Origin of the sequence: Streptomyces sp. NPDC005435, from assembly GCF_040703155.1 — a bacterium.
Classification (GTDB): Bacteria; Actinomycetota; Actinomycetes; order Streptomycetales; family Streptomycetaceae; genus Streptomyces.
Window position 1 is genome coordinate 29,126 of sequence record NZ_JBEXEQ010000008.1, and the last position, 20,227, is coordinate 49,352.

The window sequence follows — 20,227 nt, forward strand, 5'->3', positions numbered from 1 at the left end:
GGTGACGGTGAGCGTGGGGGACGGGGCATGGTGTTCCTCTCGTGGGGGTGCCGGCGGCGCGCGTTCACAGGGGCGGCTCCTCCGCCGCCCGCCGCGCGGCGAACGGTGGCTTCGCGGGGCGCGGGCGGGCGTACCGCGCGGCCAGCGCCCGCGCCACCTCCCGCCGGTACGGGAAGGAGCCGGGCTGGTAGGCGCACCAGGGCTCCTCCGCGTACGGGTCGCCCGTGACGCCGTACGCCCGCGACCGGGACCCCCCGCACACCCGGCGGAACTCGCACGCCCCGCACCGCCCGCCCAGCATCCCGGCGGCGCGCAGACCGGTGAAGAGCGGGGAGGTGCGGTAGAGGGAAGTGAGCGGCGCGCGGCGGACGTTGCCCGCGTCGAGGGGGAGGCAGCCGCCGGGGTGCACGGTGCCGGTGGGCGAGACGTGCACGAAACCCCGGCCGGTGTCGGCGTCGGCGTCGAGCGGTGGACGCGTCCGGGCGCGGGGGACGCGGTCGCGCAACTCCCGGTAGAGCGGCCCGAGTCGGAGTATGGCGGCATGGTCCTCGCCCCGGTCCGCGAGGATCCGCCGTTGCAGGGCGACACGGCGGAAGTGGTGGGCGCCGGTGGTCTTGACGGGTACGGCGAGCCCCGCGTCGTAGACGAAGTGGAGCACGTCCTCCACCTCGCCGGCGGTGAGGGCCCGCACGCCGCGTTCGGGCAGGGTCGGCACGGGAAAGCAGGCGCTCCACAGGGCCGCGCCGCGCCGGTGGGCCAGGCGGACGATGTCGGGCAGGCCGCGGAGGTTGCGGCGGGTGACGGCGGTGTCGATCCGTACCTTCACGCCGAGCGCGCGGGCGGTGTCCCACGTGTCCAGGGTCCGTCGATACGCACCGGGCAAGTCCCTTACGGCGTCGTGTAGTTCAGGGGTCGCCCCGTCCAGGCCGAGGACGAGCCCGACGGCGCCCGCGTCCCGTACGGCCCGCAGCTGGTCCCCGCCGAGTGCGGGCGCGCCGGTCGGGCTGAGGGCGGTCCGTACGCCGAGACCGGCGCCGTAGTCGATCAGCGCGGGCAGGTCGTCCCGCCGGAACGGGTCGGCGCCGGAGACGACGAACAGCGGGGCGGGTCGCCCGAAGGCGGCGACCTGCCGGACCAGGTCCCGGGCCTGGGCCGCGTCCAACTCGCCTTCCCGGGGCCCGCCTTCGCCCTCACCCGTCTCCCACACGACGACGAGCGGCCGCTCCGCCGGATCGTGCGCCACCGGCCGTTCCCCGCTCACCGGACCGGCCCTCCGACGCCCATGTATTGTCCGGCCGCCCCTCGGTCAGGGCAGACGATCCGGGCGGCCGGACGACGACCGGTCCGGCACCGGAACACTCCCCGCCGCGAGCGACGGCGACGGGATCGGCCTTGAGGAAGGTCGACGCGTTCGTCCACGGGATACCTCCGGATCGGTCACCCCGAGCATCCCCCGCCATCGACCCCGCCCGCGTCGGCCGATGGTCCTGCCGGACATGGGTCAACGGTCCCTGTGGGCCGGGACCATAACGCCCTGCGAACACATAGATGCCCCACACATGGAGGGCGCCCCCACAACTCCGCTGTCGGCGAACCCGTCTGGGCGTCGCCCCTCGGCCCTGCTTGGCTGTCGGCATGGACATCTTGGTGCTGGGCGGAACAGCGTGGGTGGGCCGGGAGCTGTCGCGGCAGGCGGTCGAGCGGGGTCATCGGGTGACCTGCCTCGCGCGCGGCGAGAGCGGCGACGTCGCGGACGGCGCGGAGCTGGTGGTCGCCGACCGAAGCGAACCGGGGGCGTACGAGGCGCTGTTGGACCGCGAGTGGGACGAGGTCGTGGAGGTCTCCTGGCAGCCGGGCTTCGTCCGCGGGGCGCTCGCCGCGCTGGGCGCCCGGGCCAGGCACTGGACGTACGTCTCCTCGGTCAGCGCCTACGCCTCCTACGCCGTACCGGACGCCGACGAGTCCGCGCCCCTGCTGCCGCCGGCCGAGGGCGCCGAGGCCGACCGCGCGTCGTACGGCGAGGCGAAGGTCGCCTGCGAGCAGGCGTCGACGGCCGGCGTGGGCGACCGCCTCCTGATCGCCCGCGCCGGTCTCATCGGCGGCCCCGGCGACCACACCGGACGCTCCGGCTACTGGGCCGCGCGCGCCGCCCGTGACCCGCAGGGCCCGCTGCTGATCCCGGACGCCCCCGCCATGCCGACTCAGGTGATCGACATACGCGACCTCATCGCCTGGCTCCTCGACTGCGCCGAGTCCGGCGTGACCGGCACCTACAACACGGTCGGCCCCGTCGTCCCCTTCACCGAGTGGCTGCACGCCGCCCGCACCGCCGCCGGCCACGTCGGCCCCCTGGTCGCGGCCGGCTCGGACTGGCTCCTCGCGCACGGCGTCGCCGAGTACCGGGGCCCCGACTCCCTCCCCCTCTGGCTGGCCGGCCCCGGCTACGACGGCTGGTTCACCCGGAACGGCACGGCGGCCCGCACCGCCGGCCTGCGCCACCGCCCCCACGCGGAACTCCTCCTCGACACCCTGGCCTGGGAACGCGAACAGGGCCTGGACCGCCCCCGGCAAGCGGGTCTCAGCCCCGAGCGCGAACGGGAGTTGCTGGAGAAGCTGGGCGGCGACGTTGCCTGACTCCGGCAGGAGCGAGTTGAGTTGACCCACGTGACCACACACCGCCGGACCTACCGCTATGTGGGCCCGGCCGAGTTGAGGGCTACGGTCCGCCCCGGCGGCGAGGGCCGCCTGATCGGTTCGTCCGCCGACTTCGACGCCTGGGCCGCCGAGCAGTCCGCCGCCGAACTCGCCGAGCCGTTCACCTTCGTCGTCGGGACGGACGGCACGCTGCGCCTCGCACCACGCCGGAGCGAGCATGTGGCGTGCGCGGGCGGAGGTCCGGTGCTGAGCGCCGGGGAGATCGCGTTCACCCGGGCGGCGACGGGATGGTCCGTGGCCGGCGTCACCAACCACTCGACCGGCTACTGTCCGGACACCGGCTCCTGGCCGGCGGTGGCCGACGCCCTGAGCCGCGCGGGGCTCGCGCACCCGGACGGCTTCACGCACGGGATCGTGTTCCGGCGCTGCCCCGGCTGCCACGAGCACAGCATCGTGCGCGAGGACGACTTCGTCTGCGTCTTCTGCGGTGAGGACATGCCCAGGACGTGGAACGTCGACCCGTCCGACACCGGCCGCGGCACACCCGCACCAGCCGCCAGGAGCCGCCCCGCTCCGTGAAGGACCGCCCCGCCCGCGTACCCCGTCAGTCGGCTCCGACCCCGTACGCCGCCGCCAGCGCCGCCACCCCCGTCGTCATCGCCGCCGCCATGCAGAGGGCGGTGACGAGGAGGGCGCGAGGGCGGCGCGGGGTGGGCGGGGGCGGGGCCGCGCGCAGTTCGGCCCAGTCGCGGGCGGCCTCCCTGGACTCCCGGCGACGGAGGACCGCCGCGCGGAGCCGGAGGGCCGCCGTCGCCGGCGCGCCCGCCGCGAGGGTCGCGGCGGCCGGCCACCATCCCGCCGTCAGGAGCAGCACCACCGCCGCCCCGCCCAGCACGGCCCAGCCCGTCAGGCACGCCGTCGCCGCCGTACGGTGGGAGGCCGGGCGGTCGGCGCCCGCGCGGAGGGCGGTGTACGCGGGGACGTACCAGGCGGAGCCCGCCGCCGTCATCAGGGTGGCACTGGCACCCAGGACCAGGTGTGTCATGGCTCAGTGCGCCGACTCGAGCGCGGCGATCTCCGGGTGGTGGAGGTCGAAGGCGGGGGATTCGCTGCGGATGCGGGGCAGCGAGGTGAAGTTGTGGCGCGGGGGCGGGCAGGAGGTCGCCCACTCCAGCGAACGGCCGTAGCCCCAGGGGTCGTCGACGTCCACCGGCTTGCCGTACTTCGCGGTCTTCCAGACGTTGTAGAAGAACGGCAGGACCGAGAGGCCGAGCAGGAACGAGCCGATGGTCGAGAGGGTGTTGAGGGCGGTGAAGCCGTCGGCCGCGAGGTAGTCGGCGTAGCGGCGCGGCATGCCCTCGGCGCCCAGCCAGTGCTGGACGAGGAACGTCGTGTGGAAGCCGACGGTCAGGGTCCAGAAGGTGATCTTGCCGAGGCGTTCGTCCAGCATCTTGCCGGTGAACTTGGGCCACCAGAAGTGGAAGCCGGCGAACATGGCGTACACGACGGTGCCGAAGACCGTGTAGTGGAAGTGGGCCACCACGAAGTACGAGTCGGACAGGTGGAAGTCCATCGGGGGTGAGGCGAGGATGACGCCGGTCAGGCCGCCGAAGACGAACGTGATCAGGAAGCCCGTGGTCCACAGCATCGGCGTCTCGAAGGACAGCGATCCCTTCCACATGGTGCCGATCCAGTTGAAGAACTTGACCCCGGTGGGCACCGCGATCAGGAACGTCATGAAGGAGAAGAAGGGCAGCAACACACCACCGGTGACATACATATGGTGCGCCCACACGGTCACCGAGAGGCCCGCGATGGCGATGGTGGCGGCCACCAGCCCCATGTAGCCGAACATGGGCTTACGGGCGAACACCGGGATGATCTCCGAGACGATCCCGAAGAACGGCAGCGCCAGGATGTACACCTCGGGATGCCCGAAGAACCAGAACAGGTGCTGCCACAGCAGCGCCCCGCCGTTGGCCGCGTCGAAGACGTGCGAGCCGAACTTGCGGTCCATCTCCAGCGCGAAGAGCGCCGCCGCCAGCACCGGGAACACGATGAGGACCAGCAGCGCGGTCAGCAGCACGTTCCAGGTGAAGATCGGCATCCGGAACATCGTCATGCCGGGCGCGCGCATACAGATGATGGTCGTGATGAAGTTGACCGCCCCGAGGATGCTGCCGAACCCGGACAGGGCCACGCCCATGATCCACAGGTCGGCGCCCAGCCCCGGCGAGTGCACCGCGTCCGACAGCGGGGCGTAGAGGAACCAGCCGAAGTCGGCCGCCCCGCCCGGCGTCAGGAAGCCGAACGCAGCGATGGACGAGCCGAACAGGAACAGCCAGTACGCCAGCATGTTCAGCCGGGGGAACGCCACGTCCGGCGAGCCGATCTGCAACGGCATGAGCCAGTTGGCGAAGCCCGTGAACAGCGGCATCGCGAACATCAGCAGCATGATCGAGCCGTGCATCGTGAACGCCTGGTTGAACTGCTCGTTCGACATGATCTGGAGCCCGGGCCGTGCCAGTTCGGCCCGCATCAGCAGCGCCAGGACTCCGCCGACGAGGAAGAACACGAGCGCGGAGACCAGATACAGCGTCCCGATCTTCTTGTGGTCGGTGGTCGTCAGCCACTCCACCCACGCCGGCCGCCCGGTCGCCGTCCGCACGGCCACGCCGGCCTCTTCCCGGACGGCCGGACGTATCCGCTCCCGCTCCGTGCTCGTCCCCTGCTCGACCTGTGCCTCGTCCACCGGACGGTGCCTCCCCATCTGCGCTTGTGGCTGTCGGGCCGGGGAGGCGCCGCACACATGGTGAGTTCACACATGGTGACTTCGCACATGGTCGCCCTGCACAGGGGCGCCCTGCACACAGTGATCGCGCACATGGGCGCCCCACGCATAGGGGCCGCACACACAGTGGTGGGACCCGGCGTCTCCCGGCCGCCGCCACATGATCGCCGCGAGGCACCCCCCGCCCGATAGGGGCGAACGGTCCCGGCCTCACCGAACGGCCGGGACCAACGGCACTGCGCCGACCGGCCCCTGCTACCGGCGCGCGAGCACGAACCACCGCGCGGGCAGCTCGATCCGCGTCCCGTCCGCGAAGTACTCCGTCTGCGGCAGGACCGTCTCCCCCGTGGCCAGGATCTCCAGTCCCGCCGCTTCCAGCAGCCGCGGGATCTCCCCGTCCGGGGCGTCGGCGGGCTTGAGGCGGTGGTGGAAGACGCGGCGCAGCTTGGGCGGCGGCCCGTCCGGACCGGCGGCCGCCCGCTGGAGCACCTCCCGCGACTCCGAGGTCAGCTCGGCCACGAAGGCGCGCCCCGCGCTGCCGATCAGCTCCGCCACGGCGGCGGCGACGGCGGGGCGTGCCTCGGGCTCGCTCTGGTGGATGACGGCCCGCATGTAGACGTTGCTGTCCCCGAGCCGGGCGTGCAGCTCCCGCACCGCCTCCGCGTCCGTGAGGTCCAGCTGCTCGAACTCCACGGCGTCGTCCTTGGCGGCACGGCGGGCGTGTTCGACGGCGGCGTGCGAGAGGTCCACCCCGACGGCGCGGGCGAACCTGGTGGCGAGATAGCGGGTCTGGGTGCCGTTGCCGCAGCCGAGGTCCACGATGACGCGGCCGGAGTCGGCGTACGGCAGCAGGAGTTCGCTGTGCGGTCCGGCGGACAGCGACGGGTCGGCGTCCCAGATGGCGGAGCCGCCCTCACCGGGCGTCTCTTCCCAGTAACTCTCCCAATTGGAGCGGTAGTTGTCGGACACGTTCATCGCGAACTCCCCAAGGTCGGTGGCGTGCTCGGGATATCGCGCCCGCCACCACCCGGGCAAGAGGCCGGAGGGCACCTTTACGGGATGCTCGACCGGTTTTACGGAATGTACGAGTCAACGCACGGTGTGTGCGGCGGAGTTCACGGAATGTACGCCGCAGTGCGGCCGCACCTCAGCGCCCGTTCAGTCCCTGCTCGAACCACACCGTCTTGCGGTGCCCGCTCCCGCTCGCGCCCCACTCCCGCGCCAGCCGGTTGACCACGCGCAGACCCCGGCCTTCTTCGTCCTCCGGGCCGGCGGCGAGCAGTCGCGGCAACTCCGGCTCCGCGTCGGTGACTTCGAAGAGCAGCGCGTCGGTGCGCACCACCCGCAGCCCGACCGAGCCGCCCCCGCCGTGCCGTACGGCGTTGGTGACGACCTCGCTGACCAGCAGCCGGGCCGTGTCGACGGCGTCCGGCAGTCCCCACTCCATCAGCCGGTCGGCGACGAGACGACGGGCCCGGGCGACCTCGCGCGGGTTCGCCTCCAACTGCCACTCGGCCACATGGTCGTCGGGGATGCCGTTGAGCCGGGCCATCAGCAGGGCCACGTCGTCCTTGCGGCCGCCCCGGGTGTTGAGGGCGCGGATGATGGTGTCGCAGGCGGCGTCCATCGAGGCGGCGGGGTGCGCGGCGGACTCGCAGAGCGCGGCCAGACCCTCCCCGATGTCGGTGCCGCGCACCTCGACCAGGCCGTCGGTGCACAGCACCAGCCGGTCGCCGGGCGCAACCTTGATCACGTCGGCCTCGAAGGGCACCCCGCCCACGCCGATGGGCGCGCCGGTGGGCAGGTCGAGCAGGGTGCTGCCGCCGTCCTCGGCGCGGACCAGGACGGGCGGGATGTGTCCGGCGTTGGCGAGCTGGAGTTCGCCGCGGATCGGGTCGTAGACCGCGTAGAGACAGGTGGCGAGGTAGTTCTCGCCGAGGCGCCGGGCCAAGTCGTCCAGGTTGCGCAGGAGTTGGGCGGGCGGGGTCGCCATCGCCGCCATGGTCTGTACGGCGGTGCGCAACTGGCCCATCATCGCGGCGGAGTTGAGGCCGTGGCCCATCACGTCGCCGACGACGAGGGCGGTGCGGGAGCCGGGCAGTTTGATGGTGTCGAACCAGTCGCCGCCGATCCGCCCGAGCCGGGTGCCCGGCAGATAGCGGGTGGCCACGTCGCAGCCGGCCATGCGCGGGGTGACCTGCGGCAGCATGCTGTCCTGGAGGGTGTCGGCGACGTTCTCCTGGTAGGTGTACATGCGCGCGTTGTCGAGCACGAGCCCGGCGCGGGCGGCGAGTTCGGCACCGGTGGTGCGGTCCATGTCGTCGAAGGCGGGCCGGTCCGGGCGGCGCATCAGCACCATGAATCCGAGGACGACGTTGCGCGCCTTGAGCGGGACGATCAGCAGGGAGCGGCCGCCGATGAGCGGGCGGAGGTCGCGCTTCTCGAACTCGCCGGAGATCCGCTCGGACAGCTCGTCGGTGACCCTCGGGATGAGGACCGGCTCGCCGGTGACCATGCACTTGTAGAACGGGGTGTGTTCGGGGAAGGCGAAGGACTCGCCGACCGGCACGGTGTCGTCCCAGCGGCCGGGTTCGTCGTTGTGCTCGACCCAGACGCGGTGCATGTCGGTGGTGGCGTCGGGCGGTCCGTCCGGGAAGCCCTCGCCGGCGAGCACGGCGGCGCGCAGATGCGTACCGGCGAAGTCCGCGAAGCGGGGCACGGCGGCGCTGGTGACCTCGCGGATGGTGGCGCCGAGGTCGAGGGAGGTGCCGATGGCCGAGCTGACCTCGTTGAGGAACTCCAGGCGCTCGCGTACGGCCGCGTACTCCAGGTCGTGTTCGGCTCCGGCGGGGATCACGGGGGCGCTCGGGCGCAGGGGGACAACGCTGTCAACGCGCACGCGCCCCGGCCTGCGCGGCACGCCCCAGTACGGGGTGACGGGCACCCGCTCGGACTGGTTGAACTCCAGTATGGGGTAGCCGAGTTCGAGGACCTGGGAGACGATGCGGGCGCTGAGGCCCGGGCCCATGTTGGGCAGGATCTCGGGCAGGCGGCGGGCCAGTTCGCCGGAGTCGGGGAGTTCGGTGTGGCGGGCGAAGGCCGGGGCGATGCGCTCGGTGGTCTCGTCCTCGTGGCCGCGTTCGGCGCGCAGCCGGGTGGCGTCGGCGGCGAGTACCAGCAGCCGGGAGGGGCCGGGACCGACCAGCGGATAGGCCCACCAGAGCACGTCGATCCGCTCGCCCCCGGGCGCCTCGTCCGAAGCCGAACCCGAGGCCGAAGCCGAGGTCGAAGTCGAGGTCGAAGTCGAGGTCGAAGTCGAGGTCGAAGTCGAACTCGCGTCCCCCACACGGGACTTCTCCGGCGTCAGCCGCGCCCGCCCCGCCGTCGGATACCCCGTCTCGCCCCCGAGCGAGACCTCCAGATCGGGTCCGAGCCCGTCGTACACCTCGTCGGCGTACGCGTCGTAGGCACCGGGGTCTCCGGGCGGCGGGGCCGCGTCCGGGAGGTCGTCGGGCAGTGCGCCCGCGACCGGCAGCAGATCGGCCGCGGGGCGGCCCACCGCCTCCTCGCGGCCCGGCCCGAACAGCCTGCGGGCCCCGCTGCTCCAGTGCGAGACGAGTCCGGCGCGGTCGACGACCACCACGGCCAGCGGGATACGGCCCGGCGCGGTGTCATCGGCGCCGCGGCCGGGAGGTGTGTCCCGCTCGCTGCCACGGTCCATGACCCAGGCCCTCTCTCCCACGGCTGTCCGCAAACGATCTGTGCCGCCCGCCACTACCGTACGGGGGCGGCCGGTCGCGATGTGGGGAGATTCCTGGAATTGGTCGCCCCGCCCCGGACCGGCCCGCTCACCGCGCCCCCGTCACGCTCCCGGCGTGCGCTCCCGCCCGGGCCGGGCACGCACGCCGTCCCGGCCCGGCAGCGCACTCCGCCCGAGCAGGGCGCACACCCCGCCCCGGCCCGGCAGCGCACTCCGCCCGAGCAGGGCGCACACCCCGCCCGGACCGGACGCGCGCCCCATGCGAGCCGAGCGCACGCCCCGTCCGAACCCGACCGAACCCACGCCGAACCCACGCCGAACCCAGCCGGTCCCACGCCGATTCCAGCCGGTCCCGCGCCGGTCCCGTCCCGGGCGCGCACCCCCGCCCCGGCGGCAATCCCCGCCCTCAGTCCTCGTGCCCCAGCTGAAGATCCCGCTCGGTGCGTCCCCCGCCCGCCACCTGGAGCACGGTGGCGACCGGCGGATATCCGGCCGCGATCACCGTGTACTCCCCGGAGGACAGGTCCACGAACCGGAAGGTTCCGTCGGCGCCGGTGGTGAGCGTGTCGACCACGTTCCCGGCGGCGTCGAGCAGGGTCACGCGCGCGTCCTCCACGGCGCGTCCGCCGGTCGCCCGGACGGTGCCCTTGAGGACGGCGCCGCCCGCCAGTTCGACGTCCTGCCGGGTCTCGCGCGCGGCCTGGACGGAGACCGGGAGCGCGGCGGGGCGGAAGGCGGGGGCGCTCGCGGCGAGGGTGTACTCCCCCGCGACGAGTTCGGTGATGACGTAGCCGCCCTCGCGGCCGCTGCGGGTGGTGGCGACGACCTCGCCGTGCACGTTGGTGAGGGTGACGATGGCGTCGCGCACGGGGCTGCCGTCGGCGGTGACCACGCTGCCGGCGAGGCGTCCGGCCCCGCCGAGCACGACGTCGAGTTCGACGGGCCGTTCGCCGACGGTGACGGAGACGGCCTGCGGCTGATGGCCGCCGGCGGCGGCGATGAGGACGTACGAGCCGGAGCCCGGGGTGGCGAGCGCGTAGCGGCCGTCGTCGCCGCTCGCACCGCGTCCGATCTGCTGGCCGGCGACGTCGATCAGGGTGAGCGCCGCGCGCGGCACCACGGTCCCGTCGGGGTGCTGCACCGTGCCGCACACGGGGATTCCGGCGGCGTACGGCGAACGGGCGTGCGGCACGCCGGAGTTGGGCGACGTCGTGTCCGGCTCGGTGGCGGGGGCGGGGGCGTTGTGGGACACCAGTGGTTTCTCCTTGAGGAAGAAGGCGATGACGAGTCCGAGGACGAGCACCGGGACCAGGTAGAGGAAGATCCGGGGCATCGCGTCGGCGTAGGCGCGGATGTAGGCGTCGCGCAGGCCCGCGGGCAGCGCGTGGACGAGCTGCGGGGTGATGGACTGCGCGTCCGGCAGCTTGGCCCCGGCGCCGGGCGGGAGGTCCGCGCGCAGGGCGTCGGTGAGCCGGTTCGCGAAGAGCGTGCCGAAGATGGCGGCGCCGACGCTGCCGCCGATCTGCCGGAAGTAGTTGTTGGCGCTGGTGGCGGTGCCGAGGTCGGCGGGGCGCACGGAGTTCTGGACGGCGAGGACGAGGACGGGCATGACCAGGCCGATTCCGGTGCCGAGGACGGCCATCCAGATGCTGTACGCCAGCCGGGAGGTGTCCACTTCGAGCAGCGAGAGCAGCCACATGCCGAGTGCGGCGAGCGCGCTGCCGAGCAGCGGGTAGAGCCGGTAGCGGCCGGTACGGCTGATGAGCTGGCCGCCGATGATGGAGGCGCCGACGATCCCGGCCATCATGGGCAGCATCAGCAGCCCGGACTCGGTGGCGCTGGCGCCGTCCACCATCTGGAGGAAGGTCGGCAGATAGCTGGCCGCGCCGAAGAGGGCGACGCCGATCACCAGGCCGACCAGCGCGGAGACGTTGAAGACGGAGTCCCTGAACAGCCGGAGCGGGATGAGGGGTTCGGCGGCGAAGCGCTCGGCGACGAGGAAGAGCGCGATCGAGGCGAGCGCGCCCGCGCCGAGCCCGAGGATCTGCCGGGAGCCCCAGGCGTACTCGGTGCCGCCCCAACTGGTCAGCAGCACCAGACACGTTGACGCGACAGCCAGCAACAGGGCGCCGGGCAGGTCGAGTCGGGCGCGTACGCGCGGCCGGGGCAGTTTGAGGACGGCGGCGACGACGCCGAGGGTGACAAGCCCGAAGGGGACGTTGATGTAGAAGCACCAGCGCCAGGAGAGGTGGTCGGTGAAGTAGCCGCCGAGCAGGGGTCCGGCGACGGAGGCGAGGCCGAACACGGCGCCGATCAGGCCCATGTAGCGGCCGCGCTGCCGGGGCGGCACGATGTCGGCGATGATCGCCTGCACGCCGATCATGAGGCCGCCCGCGCCGACGCCCTGGACGGCGCGGAAGGCGATCAGCTGGTCCATGCTCTGCGCGCGTCCGGCGAGCGCGGAGCCGATGACGAAGACCACGATGGCGAAGAGGAAGACGCCCTTGCGGCCGAAGAGGTCCCCGAGTTTGCCGTAGAGCGGCAGGCCGATGGTGGAGGTCAGCAGATAGGCGGTGATCGCCCAGGACATCTTGTCCAGGCCGTGCAGCTCGCCGACGATCTTCGGCAGCGCGGTGGCGACGATCATCTGGTCGAGCGCGGCGAGGAGCAGCGCGCACATCAGCCCGAGGAAGACCAGGCGCACCCGGCGGGGCCCGAGGCCGAGACCGGACCCGGGGGCGGGATCGGGGGCGGGCAGCCGCGCCTGAACATCCGTCTGCCCGGCCGGAATCGGGATCGGGATCGTCGCGGCGACCCCCTCGTCCGGCTCGTCCCGCACCAGCGTCGTCCCGGCCACGTGACCGCTCCCCTCGTCGCACTTTTCGCACATTTCCCGCGTCAAGGGACAACTGCGAACAAGTGCGGCGAGTTACGGCCAAAGCTCAAACGGCGCCGATGTCACCCGAACCGGTGAAGGGCACAACACCCCTTCACCGGACGGACGTTGAGAGCGGCGAGGGTTACTTCTCCACCTGGGCGGCGAGGTTGGCGAGGATCGCACTGTAGATCCGGTCGAGCCCCTTGGGCGCGAAGGTGCGCTCGAAGAAGCCGCCGATGCCGCCGGCGCCCTTCCAGGTGGTGGTCGCGACGACGCGGGACCGGCCGTCGCCGGCCGGGGTGACCCGCCAGGTGGTGACCATGGTGGAGTTGCGGTCCTTCTCGACCAGCTCGCCGTCGGTGGGCTCGCTGACCTCCAGCAGGCAGTCGCGCACGCGCTTGCTGGTGGCCTGGAGCTTCCAGTGGACGAGGGTGCCCTCGCCGTCGCCGCCCTCGCGCACCTCGTACTCGCTGAAGTGCTCGGGGAGCAGCTGCGGGCGCGTGTCGCGGTAGTCCGCGAGCGCGTCGAACACCGTCTCGGCGTCCGCCGCCACGATCCGTTCCGAAGTGGCCTCGACCTGCGCCATCGCTTTCCTCCACGACCTGGTTCCTGGGGTTCGGCCAAGCCAATCACCCGGGGGGCCGCGGGCCAAATCGACGGGCGGGCCGAAGACCCGGGAGGTGGTCCGGGCCCGGAGACCGCAGGGGAATCCGGGCCGGGCCCGGAGACCGCAGGGGAATCCGGGCCGGGCCCGGAGACCGCAGGGGAATCCGGGTCGGGCCCGGGGCGGCCCGCCCTGTCGGCTCGCAGCCGTCCCGACGAGTGGTCAGCGGGGCGTGGGCGGGTTCACGGCCTCCGCGACGGCTTCGCCGGCGAGCGTGCGCAGGACCGCGCGGATGACGTCGGTCGCCGCTCGTTCCTGGGCCTCCCGGGTGCTCGCGCCCAGGTGCGGGGTCACCGTCACGTTGTCGAGTGCGAGGAGGGGGGAGTCGGTGCACGGCTCGTCGTCGAAGACGTCCAGGGCCGCGCCCGCGAGACGGGACTCCGTCAGGGCCGTGTGCAGGGCCGCCTCGTCCACGATGCCGCCCCGGGCGACGTTGGCGAGGTACGCCGTGGGCTTGACGAGGCGGAGTTCGGCCTCGCCGATCAGCCCCACGGTCCCCGGCGTCCTCGGTACGTGGACGGTGATGAAGTCGGCACGGGACAGCAGCTCGTCGAGGGGGGCGAGCTTGATGCCGTGCTGGTCGGCCGTCTCCGCCGTGGCGTAGGGATCGTGGCCGAGGACCGTCATGTCGAAGGCGGACATCCGCCGCGCCACGGCCAGGCCGATGCGGCCGAGACCGACGATCCCCAGCGTCTTTCCCGCGAGTTCGACGCCCACGTGGGTGCCGCGCCGCCAGATGCCGGACTTCACCTCCCTGCCCGAGGCCTGGATGTCGCGGGCCGCCGCCAGCAGCAGTCCGCACGTCAGCTCGGCGGCGCTGACGACGTTGGCGGCCGGGGCGTTGACCACCGCGACGCCCGCCGAGGTGGCGGCGGCGACGTCGATGTTGTCGATCCCCACCCCGGCCCGGCCGACGACGGCGAGCCGGGGGGCCGCCGCGAGGACCTCGGCGTCCACGGTCGTGGCGCTGCGGACGAGGAGCGCGCGGGCCTCGGGCACCGCGGCCAGGAGCCGCGCGCGGTCGGCGCCGTCGCAGTGGCGCACCTCGTACTCGGGGCCGAAGTGCTCCAGGGCGGACGCCGGCAGGGGATCGGCGACGAGGACGACAGGGGAAGACATCGGATTCTCCGTAAGGGTCGGGGTGCCGGGTACCGGATACGCCGGGGTCCCGGCGACCCCGGCGCTGTGGCTCAGCTCTCCGCCGCCATCGCGAGGCCGAAGGCGATCATGACGGTGCCCGCGGTGGCGTCGATGGAGCGGCGGACCGAGCGGCGCTTCATCCAGGTGCGCAGGCCGTGTGCGCCGAGGCTGATCAGGCCGTACCAGACCACCGCCTCCAGCGCGTTGACCGCGGCCAGCGCGGTGCCCATGAACGCGGCCGACACCCCGGCGGGGATGAACTGCGGGATCGTGGCCCCGTAGAAGACGCCGACCTTGGGGTTGGCCAGGTTGTTGAGCATCCCGCGCCCGAAGGAGCGCCACAGCGAGGCGGACTCCGGTTCCACGTCGGCGTTCCCCTCCTGTCCCGCGCCGATGGCCCGGGCCGAGCGCCACAGTCCGATGCCGAGCCAGACCATGTAGGCCGCGCCGACGATCCGGAACACCGTGTACGCCGTCTCGGAGGCGGCCAGCAGGGCTCCGATGCCCACCGCGATCGCCGCACCCCAGATGACGGCGCCGACGCCCACGCCCACGCCGGTGACGAACCCGTGGAGGCGTCCGCGCGCGACGGTGTTGCGGATCACCAGTGCGGTGTCCACGCCCGGCATGATCACCAGCAGGGCGGACACCAGCGCGAATGAGATCAGTGACTGAAGGACGGACACGATTACACTCCTGACTTCCGGGCCGCGTTCTCGGCCGGGGGGATTTTGTCGCGCGTGAGGCCGCGCAGCCAGTTGCGGTAGAAGATCCGGCCGGGTTCCCGCCAGTTCTCCACCGGGGCGGCCGAGGGGTCGTCGTCCGGGAAGTAGTTCACCGGGAGGGCGATGTCCGCCCCCTTGGCCTGGTCGCGCCGGAACTGGCGCAGCAGGGTGTCGGGGTCGTACTCCGGATGCCCGGAGACGTACAGCTCCCGGCCGCCCCGGCCCACCGCGATGTGCACCCCGGACTCGGGCGACTCCACGAGAATCCGCAGGTCGTCGGTCTTCTCGAAGTCGGCGCGGAGGTTCTCGGTGTGCCGCGACTGCGGCACCGCGACGGTCTGCCCGAGGTCCGCCAGGAGCGGGGAGGACGGGTCGGTGAGCCGGTGCGGGAAGTTCCCGAACAGCTTGGCCGGCAGCTCGTACTTGGGGATGCCGTACCGGTGGTACAGCGCGGCCTGGGCGCCCCAGCAGACGTACATGGCGGAGGTGACGTTCTCCTGCGCCCAGTCCATGATTCCGCGCAGCTCGTCCCAGTACGTCACCTGCTCGAAGGGGAGCAGTTCGACGGCGGCGCCGGTCACGATCAGGGCGTCGAAGCGGCGCCCGGCGACGTCCTCGTGCACCTGGTAGTGGGTCTTCAGATACGCCTCGGGGGTGCTCTTGGAGACGTGGTCCCTGGGCCGCAGGAAGGTGACACGGATCGGGTGCCCGGCGCCGGCGAGCAGACGCAGCAGCTGGGTCTCGGTGACCGGCTTGTCCGGCATCAGGTTGAGGATGGCCAGTTCGACGGCCGGGGTCCCGGTGCCGGCCGCGCGCGGTTCGACGGCGACCGTGATGCCTTCCTCGGCGAGCCGGTCGACGGCGTCGACCCGGGTGGAGACGGTGAGAGTCATGGCGCGGGGCTCCTGGTGACGTCGGGTTCGGTTGCTGCGGCGAGTTCGTCCAGTGCGGCGGTGACGCACCGGTCGGCGTCGGCCAGCGCGCGGTTGCGGCCCCCGGGGGACGGCACGTAGTGGTTGTAGAAGGTGCTCCCCTCGCAGAGCGGGCCGAGGACCCGGACCTTGCGGTCGGGCCGCCCGTCGGCCGCGACGGGGTGCTGGTCCGCCGTGATGTCGACGCCCCGGCTGCTGGGGGCGCCGGGACGGTGCCGGCGGATACGTCCGCTCGCTTGGAGGCCGGCCAGCAGCGGGCTGCCGGTCGCCTCCACGTCCGGCTGTCCCGAGGTGGCGTACGCCAGCCAGTCGGCCGACGCGCTGTGGCCGGTGCCGAGGCGGGTGGAGGAGAGCCGCCACGCCGTCCCGTCCCACGTGACGCGGGGTGCGGGCCCGAAGGGGACGCTGACGACGCCGGCCTCCAGCAGGGCGAGCAGTTCCTCGTGCCGGTCGAGCTGCGGGCCGGTCACCGATCGGTTGAGCGTGCCGGTGAGGGAGCCGTAGAACTCTTCGTGGGATTGCTCGTCCAGGCCACCGAAGTCGACGGCGTGACGGACGACGTCGCGCAGGTCGCGCAGGACTTCGAGGCCGGCCTTGACCGGGCTGCCGCCGAGGCCCGGGCGCGCCTCCGCCAGGTCCGACCGCAGCCGCTCCTCGTACCACTTCTGGTAGGCGTCGCTGGAGTCGAACTCGGTGGTGTCCGGGAAGAGCAGCTCCTGCGGGTCGAAGTGTCCGAACCGCTCGGCGTGTTCCACATCCAGGGCATCCAACTCGCCCTCCAGGAGGCCCAATTCGACCACCAGAGCGCCCAACTCGCCCTCCAGGGAGCCCAACCCGACCCCCAGGGAACCCGCCGCCGCCCGGAGCCGCGCCGTCAGGGCGTGCTCGGCCTCGGTTCCCCGGGTGAGGGCGGTGGCTCGGCGGTGGAAGGCGACGCGCATCTCGGCGCGGATCAGGGGCAGGAGGTCGCCGTGCAGGTCCAGGGGGCGGCCCGCCCGGGCGGCGCGGAGGCGGTCGAGCGTGTGGGGTGTGAACACCACCGGTTCGTACGGGCCCCCGGTGCGGTTGACGGCGGGCCGGGCCCGGAAGGGGATGCCGGTCCGGGAGAACAGCAGGATGCGCGGTTCCCGTCCGCTGGGCAGGTATCGCAGGCCGCCGTCGGCCGCCTCGTACCGGCCGCCCCGGCCGAGGGTGAGCGAGGCGAGGACGTCCATCGCCGACAGGCCGGTTCCGCCGAGGGCCAGGGTCCGGCCGGCCGTGACGTCCGCGAAGGCCGTGGCGGGCGGATAGATCTCGTGGACACGGCGGGCCGCTCCCGGCGCGTCCGGGACGGGAGGGGCGGGAGGGGTGTGGCCGGTGGTGAGGAAGACCGTGTCCACCCGCAGGGTCTCGCCGGTGTCGAGGGTGATGTGCCGGGAGTCGTCCGGCCCGGTGGACAGGCCCGTCGCGGTGGCGCGGTGGAACCGTATCTCCACGTTCCCGGGGACGCGGTCGAGGAGACGTCTCAGGAACCAGCCGAGATACTCGCCGAGCACCCGTCGGGGTAAGTAGTCGTCCGGCCGCACGGGCCGGCCGTGGTCGCCGAGCGTGTAACCGTCCTCGGCCACCTTCAGGCCCCGGGCCGTCACCCAGGCGTAGAGGCTGGGGCCCCGGTCGCCGACGGCCGGGCCCACCGTCGCCTCCTCGGGGAAGAGGCTCACCTGCTCGCAGACGGTGTTGAGCAGCAGATGGTCGGGCTGGCCGACGACGTGGATACCGACACCGGTGCCGTCCGGGTCCACCACCTCGACCACGAGCCGGCGGCCCGCCCGGTCCGGCCGTGCGGCGAGGGTGACGATGCGTTCGAGGACGCCGATGCCTCGGGAGCCCAGGCCGATGATCCCGATCGTGCCCGCGACCGGTGCCTGCGAAAGGGAGGTCGTCACCATCGCTCGGTCTCCCCGAAGAAGTCGGCGATGGCGGTGACGCGGCCCGACTCGGCGGCGACGCGGTGCACTTCGAGGCCCACGGCGAGGTCGAGGACGCCCAGGCCGAAGGGAGAGAAGACGACCGGCTTGTCCGTGCCGACCGTGACCTCGCCGTTGATCACCTCGGCGAGGGTGCCTGTGACGAAGTCGCGGTTGCCGTACTTCTGTTCGGCCAGATGCGGGGAGGTGCCGGCCTTCAGGCAGTGGTCGACGTCGTCGAGCACGTTGGAGGAGCCGGCAATGAGCTCGGGGCCGATGTCCCGCAGGGAGATGTTGAGGATGATCTGCCCGGGGGCGAAGGTGTCGGGCGCGAGGACGTACGGCTCTCCGGCCGTGGTCGCGAAGACGACCAGGTCGGCGCCGGTCACCGCCTCCTCAAGACGGTCGGTGCGGGACGCCGGGTAGCCCAGCCGCTCGGTGGCGTGGGCCGCCAGGGCCGTGCCGTACTCCTGGCTCAGGTCGTACACCGTGACCTGCTCAAACGTCCACTGCTCGGCGTGGAAGAACTCCAGGATGTTGCGGGCGATGACGCCCGCGCCCACGACCGCGAGCCGGCCGCCTCCGCGCCCGCCGGAGAGGACGTCCGCCGCGAGGACGGCCGACGCGGCGGTACGGGCGGCGCTGATCTGCGAGGCCTCCAGGAGCGCGAACGGGTACCCGGTCCCGGCGTCGTTGAGGACGAGCGTGGCCGAGGCGCGGGGGATGCCGCGCTGGATGTTGGCCGGAAAGCTCGCTATCCATTTGATGCCGGCGACCTCGCGCTCGCCGTCGAGGTAGGCGGGCAGGGCGATGATCCGGTCCGCCGGCTTCTCGGGGAAGCGCAGGAAGTAGCTGTCCGGGTTCACGGACCGTCCGGCGTGGTGGGCGAGGTAGGTGTCCCGCACGACCCGGACGATGTCCCGGCGGCTGTCCTGGACGATGTCCCGGACGGCACGGCCGCCGACCACATCAAATTCGAACACAGTGACTCCTTCACAGGGAATGCGTATGCACGGCTGGGCGAAAGGACGGAATGGGCGTCCGGGTCAGTCGTCGACGGCGCCGAAGTGCTCGGCGACCCAGTCGTCGTCGTAGATCGTGTCGAGGTAGCGCTCACCGAGGTCCGGGCTGATGGCGACCACCGACGCGCCCTGGGCGATGGTGTGGGACCTGGCCGCGACCGCGGCGAGCACCGAGCCGGTGGATCCGCCGGCGAGAATCCCCCGGCCGGTCGCGAGCCTGCGGCACATGCGCACCGTCTCGGACTCCGGCACCATGACGACCTCGTCGACGAGCCCGTCACGGAAGATCTCCGGGCGCCGGCTCGTGCCCAGGCCGGGGATGTGCCTGCGCCCGGGGGGAGAGCCGAAGGTGACCGAGCCGACCGCGTCGACCGCGACGATGCGGGTCCCGGGCGAGTGCTCGCGGACGTACTCGGCGCACCCCATGAGGGTGCCGGTGGTGCCCGCGCCGATGAAGAGGACGTCGACCTCGCGCTCCTTGAGCAGGGCCGGGGCGGTACGCCGGTAATGGGCCTGCGGATTGGCCGCGTTGGCGTACTGGTTGGGCCACACCAGGCCGGGGTCCTCGCGCAGCCGGTCGTGGATGTGGTCGATCCGGGACTGGAGGAAGCCGCCGTTGGCGTCCCGGCGGTCGATGATGACGACCTCGGCGCCGTAGGCCCGCATCAGCCGGATGCTCGTCGTCGCGGTGTTGGGGTCCGCGACACAGGTGAACCGGTAGCCGCGGGCCGCGCAGACCGAGCTGAGCGCGATGCCGAGGTTGCCGGAGGACGACTCGATGAGCCGGCCGCCGGGGTGGAGCACGCCGCGGCTCTCCAGATCCTCCAGCAGGCCGACGGCCGCCTTCAGCTTGATGGAGCCCGCCGGGTTGAGGCCCTCGATCTTGAGCATGAGGTCGATGCCGGGGAGGAAACCGCGCAGATCGAGGAAGAGGTCGTCGAGGACTAAGTCGTACGCGTTACGAAAGATCATCGAGCACCTTCGGAAACGGTTGAGCGTGACGGAGGTGGTACGAGTGGTGCGGTGGCCGTGCCGCACGGCGCGTCCGCGGTGATCCGGGGCGGAAACGGGCATGGGCGGCGAGAACGCGGACATGGCCGTCGTGGACGATGACGCGAACGTGATCCGGAGTACGCCGGGGGGAGGTGTCCCGCCCCGTCCGGCCGGAGGTCAGGAGAGGGTGAGCCTGGACGTGGAAAGGGCCTCGCGCTCCGGCCGCTCACTCGGTCCGGCGGAGTGAGGGCGGGTCCGATAGCCGTCGGCCGGACAGGGGGACGGTTCGGGCGCCGGCGGCGCGGCTTCCCCGGGCACGGTGAATCTCCGTTGACTCACACGGTGCGTTGACCGCACAGGTGACGTGCACACCTTTCCCCCTCCCCCGTAGCCGGCACATGTGTTGCCGACATGTCACGAACCGCCTGAGCAGGGGCAGTTCGCGATCTTGAGGAAACACTAACCCGCGACTCGTGACGGGCCTGTGACGGCAGGATTAACCCATCCGGAAATCGGCCCGCGCCGCGCCCGGGTGCCGCCGGTGAAGCACCGGCGGTCGGCCGGGTCCCGCGCGGGAGGCCCGCCCGGCCTCCTCGTCCGACCCGGCTCGCCCTCGTGTGAGCGGCGCGTTCGAGCGCATCACGCGACCCGATCGGGTCAAGTCCGGCGAAGACGCGTTCGCACGGAGGCCGAGTCCGGGACGATGCGGCGTGGACCGTGG

General features: G+C 72.6%; 15 protein-coding genes. 2 read left to right on the plus strand and 13 right to left on the minus strand.

The annotated features are described in order from the left end of the window. Positions 1-64: 64 nt before the first annotated feature. Positions 65-1,243: a radical SAM protein gene (locus tag AB0898_RS11905; RefSeq protein ID WP_366802746.1), complete on the minus strand. Its 1,179-nt coding sequence runs from the start codon at positions 1,241-1,243 to the stop codon at positions 65-67. Between the two features lie 392 nt (positions 1,244-1,635). On the opposite strand from AB0898_RS11905, the gene AB0898_RS11910 reads away from it, so the two are divergent. Then, complete coding sequence (locus AB0898_RS11910; protein WP_366802747.1) at positions 1,636-2,634, plus strand: NAD-dependent epimerase/dehydratase family protein; 999 nt, start codon at positions 1,636-1,638, stop codon at positions 2,632-2,634. 30 nt (positions 2,635-2,664) lie between these two features. Then, the gene (locus AB0898_RS11915; RefSeq protein ID WP_366802748.1) at positions 2,665-3,234 is read left to right on the plus strand and encodes a hypothetical protein; all 570 of its coding nucleotides are present in this window, start codon (positions 2,665-2,667) and stop codon (positions 3,232-3,234) included. Positions 3,235-3,259: 25 nt separating this feature from the next. On the opposite strand, the gene AB0898_RS11920 is transcribed toward AB0898_RS11915, so the two are convergent. From AB0898_RS11920 to sbnA, 12 genes are all read right to left on the minus strand, one after another. Then, positions 3,260-3,700 (minus strand): hypothetical protein, encoded by a 441-nt coding sequence (locus AB0898_RS11920; RefSeq protein ID WP_366802749.1) that lies wholly within the window; start codon positions 3,698-3,700, stop codon positions 3,260-3,262. 3 nt (positions 3,701-3,703) lie between these two features. Continuing rightward, positions 3,704-5,407: a cytochrome c oxidase subunit I gene (gene ctaD, locus AB0898_RS11925; RefSeq protein ID WP_366802750.1), complete on the minus strand. Its 1,704-nt coding sequence runs from the start codon at positions 5,405-5,407 to the stop codon at positions 3,704-3,706. A 294-nt stretch (positions 5,408-5,701) separates the two neighbouring features. Beyond that, a complete protein-coding gene (locus AB0898_RS11930; RefSeq protein WP_366802751.1) occupies positions 5,702-6,421 on the minus strand; it encodes a class I SAM-dependent methyltransferase in 720 nt (239 codons plus the stop codon). 172 nt (positions 6,422-6,593) lie between these two features. Continuing rightward, positions 6,594-9,167, minus strand: coding sequence for a SpoIIE family protein phosphatase (locus AB0898_RS11935; RefSeq protein ID WP_366802752.1), 2,574 nt, complete (start codon positions 9,165-9,167; stop codon positions 6,594-6,596). 445 nt (positions 9,168-9,612) lie between these two features. Further along, a complete protein-coding gene (locus AB0898_RS11940) occupies positions 9,613-12,063 on the minus strand; it encodes an MFS transporter (protein WP_407078332.1) in 2,451 nt (816 codons plus the stop codon). Between the two features lie 163 nt (positions 12,064-12,226). After that, on the minus strand, positions 12,227-12,670 hold the full coding sequence (locus tag AB0898_RS11945) for an SRPBCC family protein (protein WP_366802753.1): 444 nt from the start codon (positions 12,668-12,670) through the stop codon (positions 12,227-12,229). Positions 12,671-12,910: 240 nt separating this feature from the next. Beyond that, on the minus strand, positions 12,911-13,867 hold the full coding sequence (locus tag AB0898_RS11950; RefSeq protein WP_366802754.1) for a hydroxyacid dehydrogenase: 957 nt from the start codon (positions 13,865-13,867) through the stop codon (positions 12,911-12,913). Positions 13,868-13,938: 71 nt separating this feature from the next. Further along, positions 13,939-14,574, minus strand: a complete 636-nt coding sequence (locus AB0898_RS11955) for a LysE family translocator (RefSeq protein WP_366802755.1) — start codon at positions 14,572-14,574, stop codon at positions 13,939-13,941. Between the two features lie 2 nt (positions 14,575-14,576). After that, positions 14,577-15,506: a homoserine O-succinyltransferase gene (locus AB0898_RS11960; protein WP_366802756.1), complete on the minus strand. Its 930-nt coding sequence runs from the start codon at positions 15,504-15,506 to the stop codon at positions 14,577-14,579. Next, positions 15,503-17,473 (minus strand): FAD/NAD(P)-binding protein, encoded by a 1,971-nt coding sequence (locus AB0898_RS11965; protein WP_366802757.1) that lies wholly within the window; start codon positions 17,471-17,473, stop codon positions 15,503-15,505. The genes AB0898_RS11960 and AB0898_RS11965 overlap by 4 nt, the downstream gene beginning before the upstream one ends. After that, entirely contained in the window at positions 17,467-18,474 is a 1,008-nt protein-coding gene (gene sbnB, locus AB0898_RS11970) for a 2,3-diaminopropionate biosynthesis protein SbnB (RefSeq protein ID WP_366802758.1), read from the minus strand. The genes AB0898_RS11965 and sbnB overlap by 7 nt, the downstream gene beginning before the upstream one ends. Positions 18,475-18,537: 63 nt before the next feature. Further along, on the minus strand, positions 18,538-19,485 hold the full coding sequence (gene sbnA / locus AB0898_RS11975; RefSeq protein ID WP_366802759.1) for a 2,3-diaminopropionate biosynthesis protein SbnA: 948 nt from the start codon (positions 19,483-19,485) through the stop codon (positions 18,538-18,540). Positions 19,486-20,227: the final 742 nt, after the last annotated feature.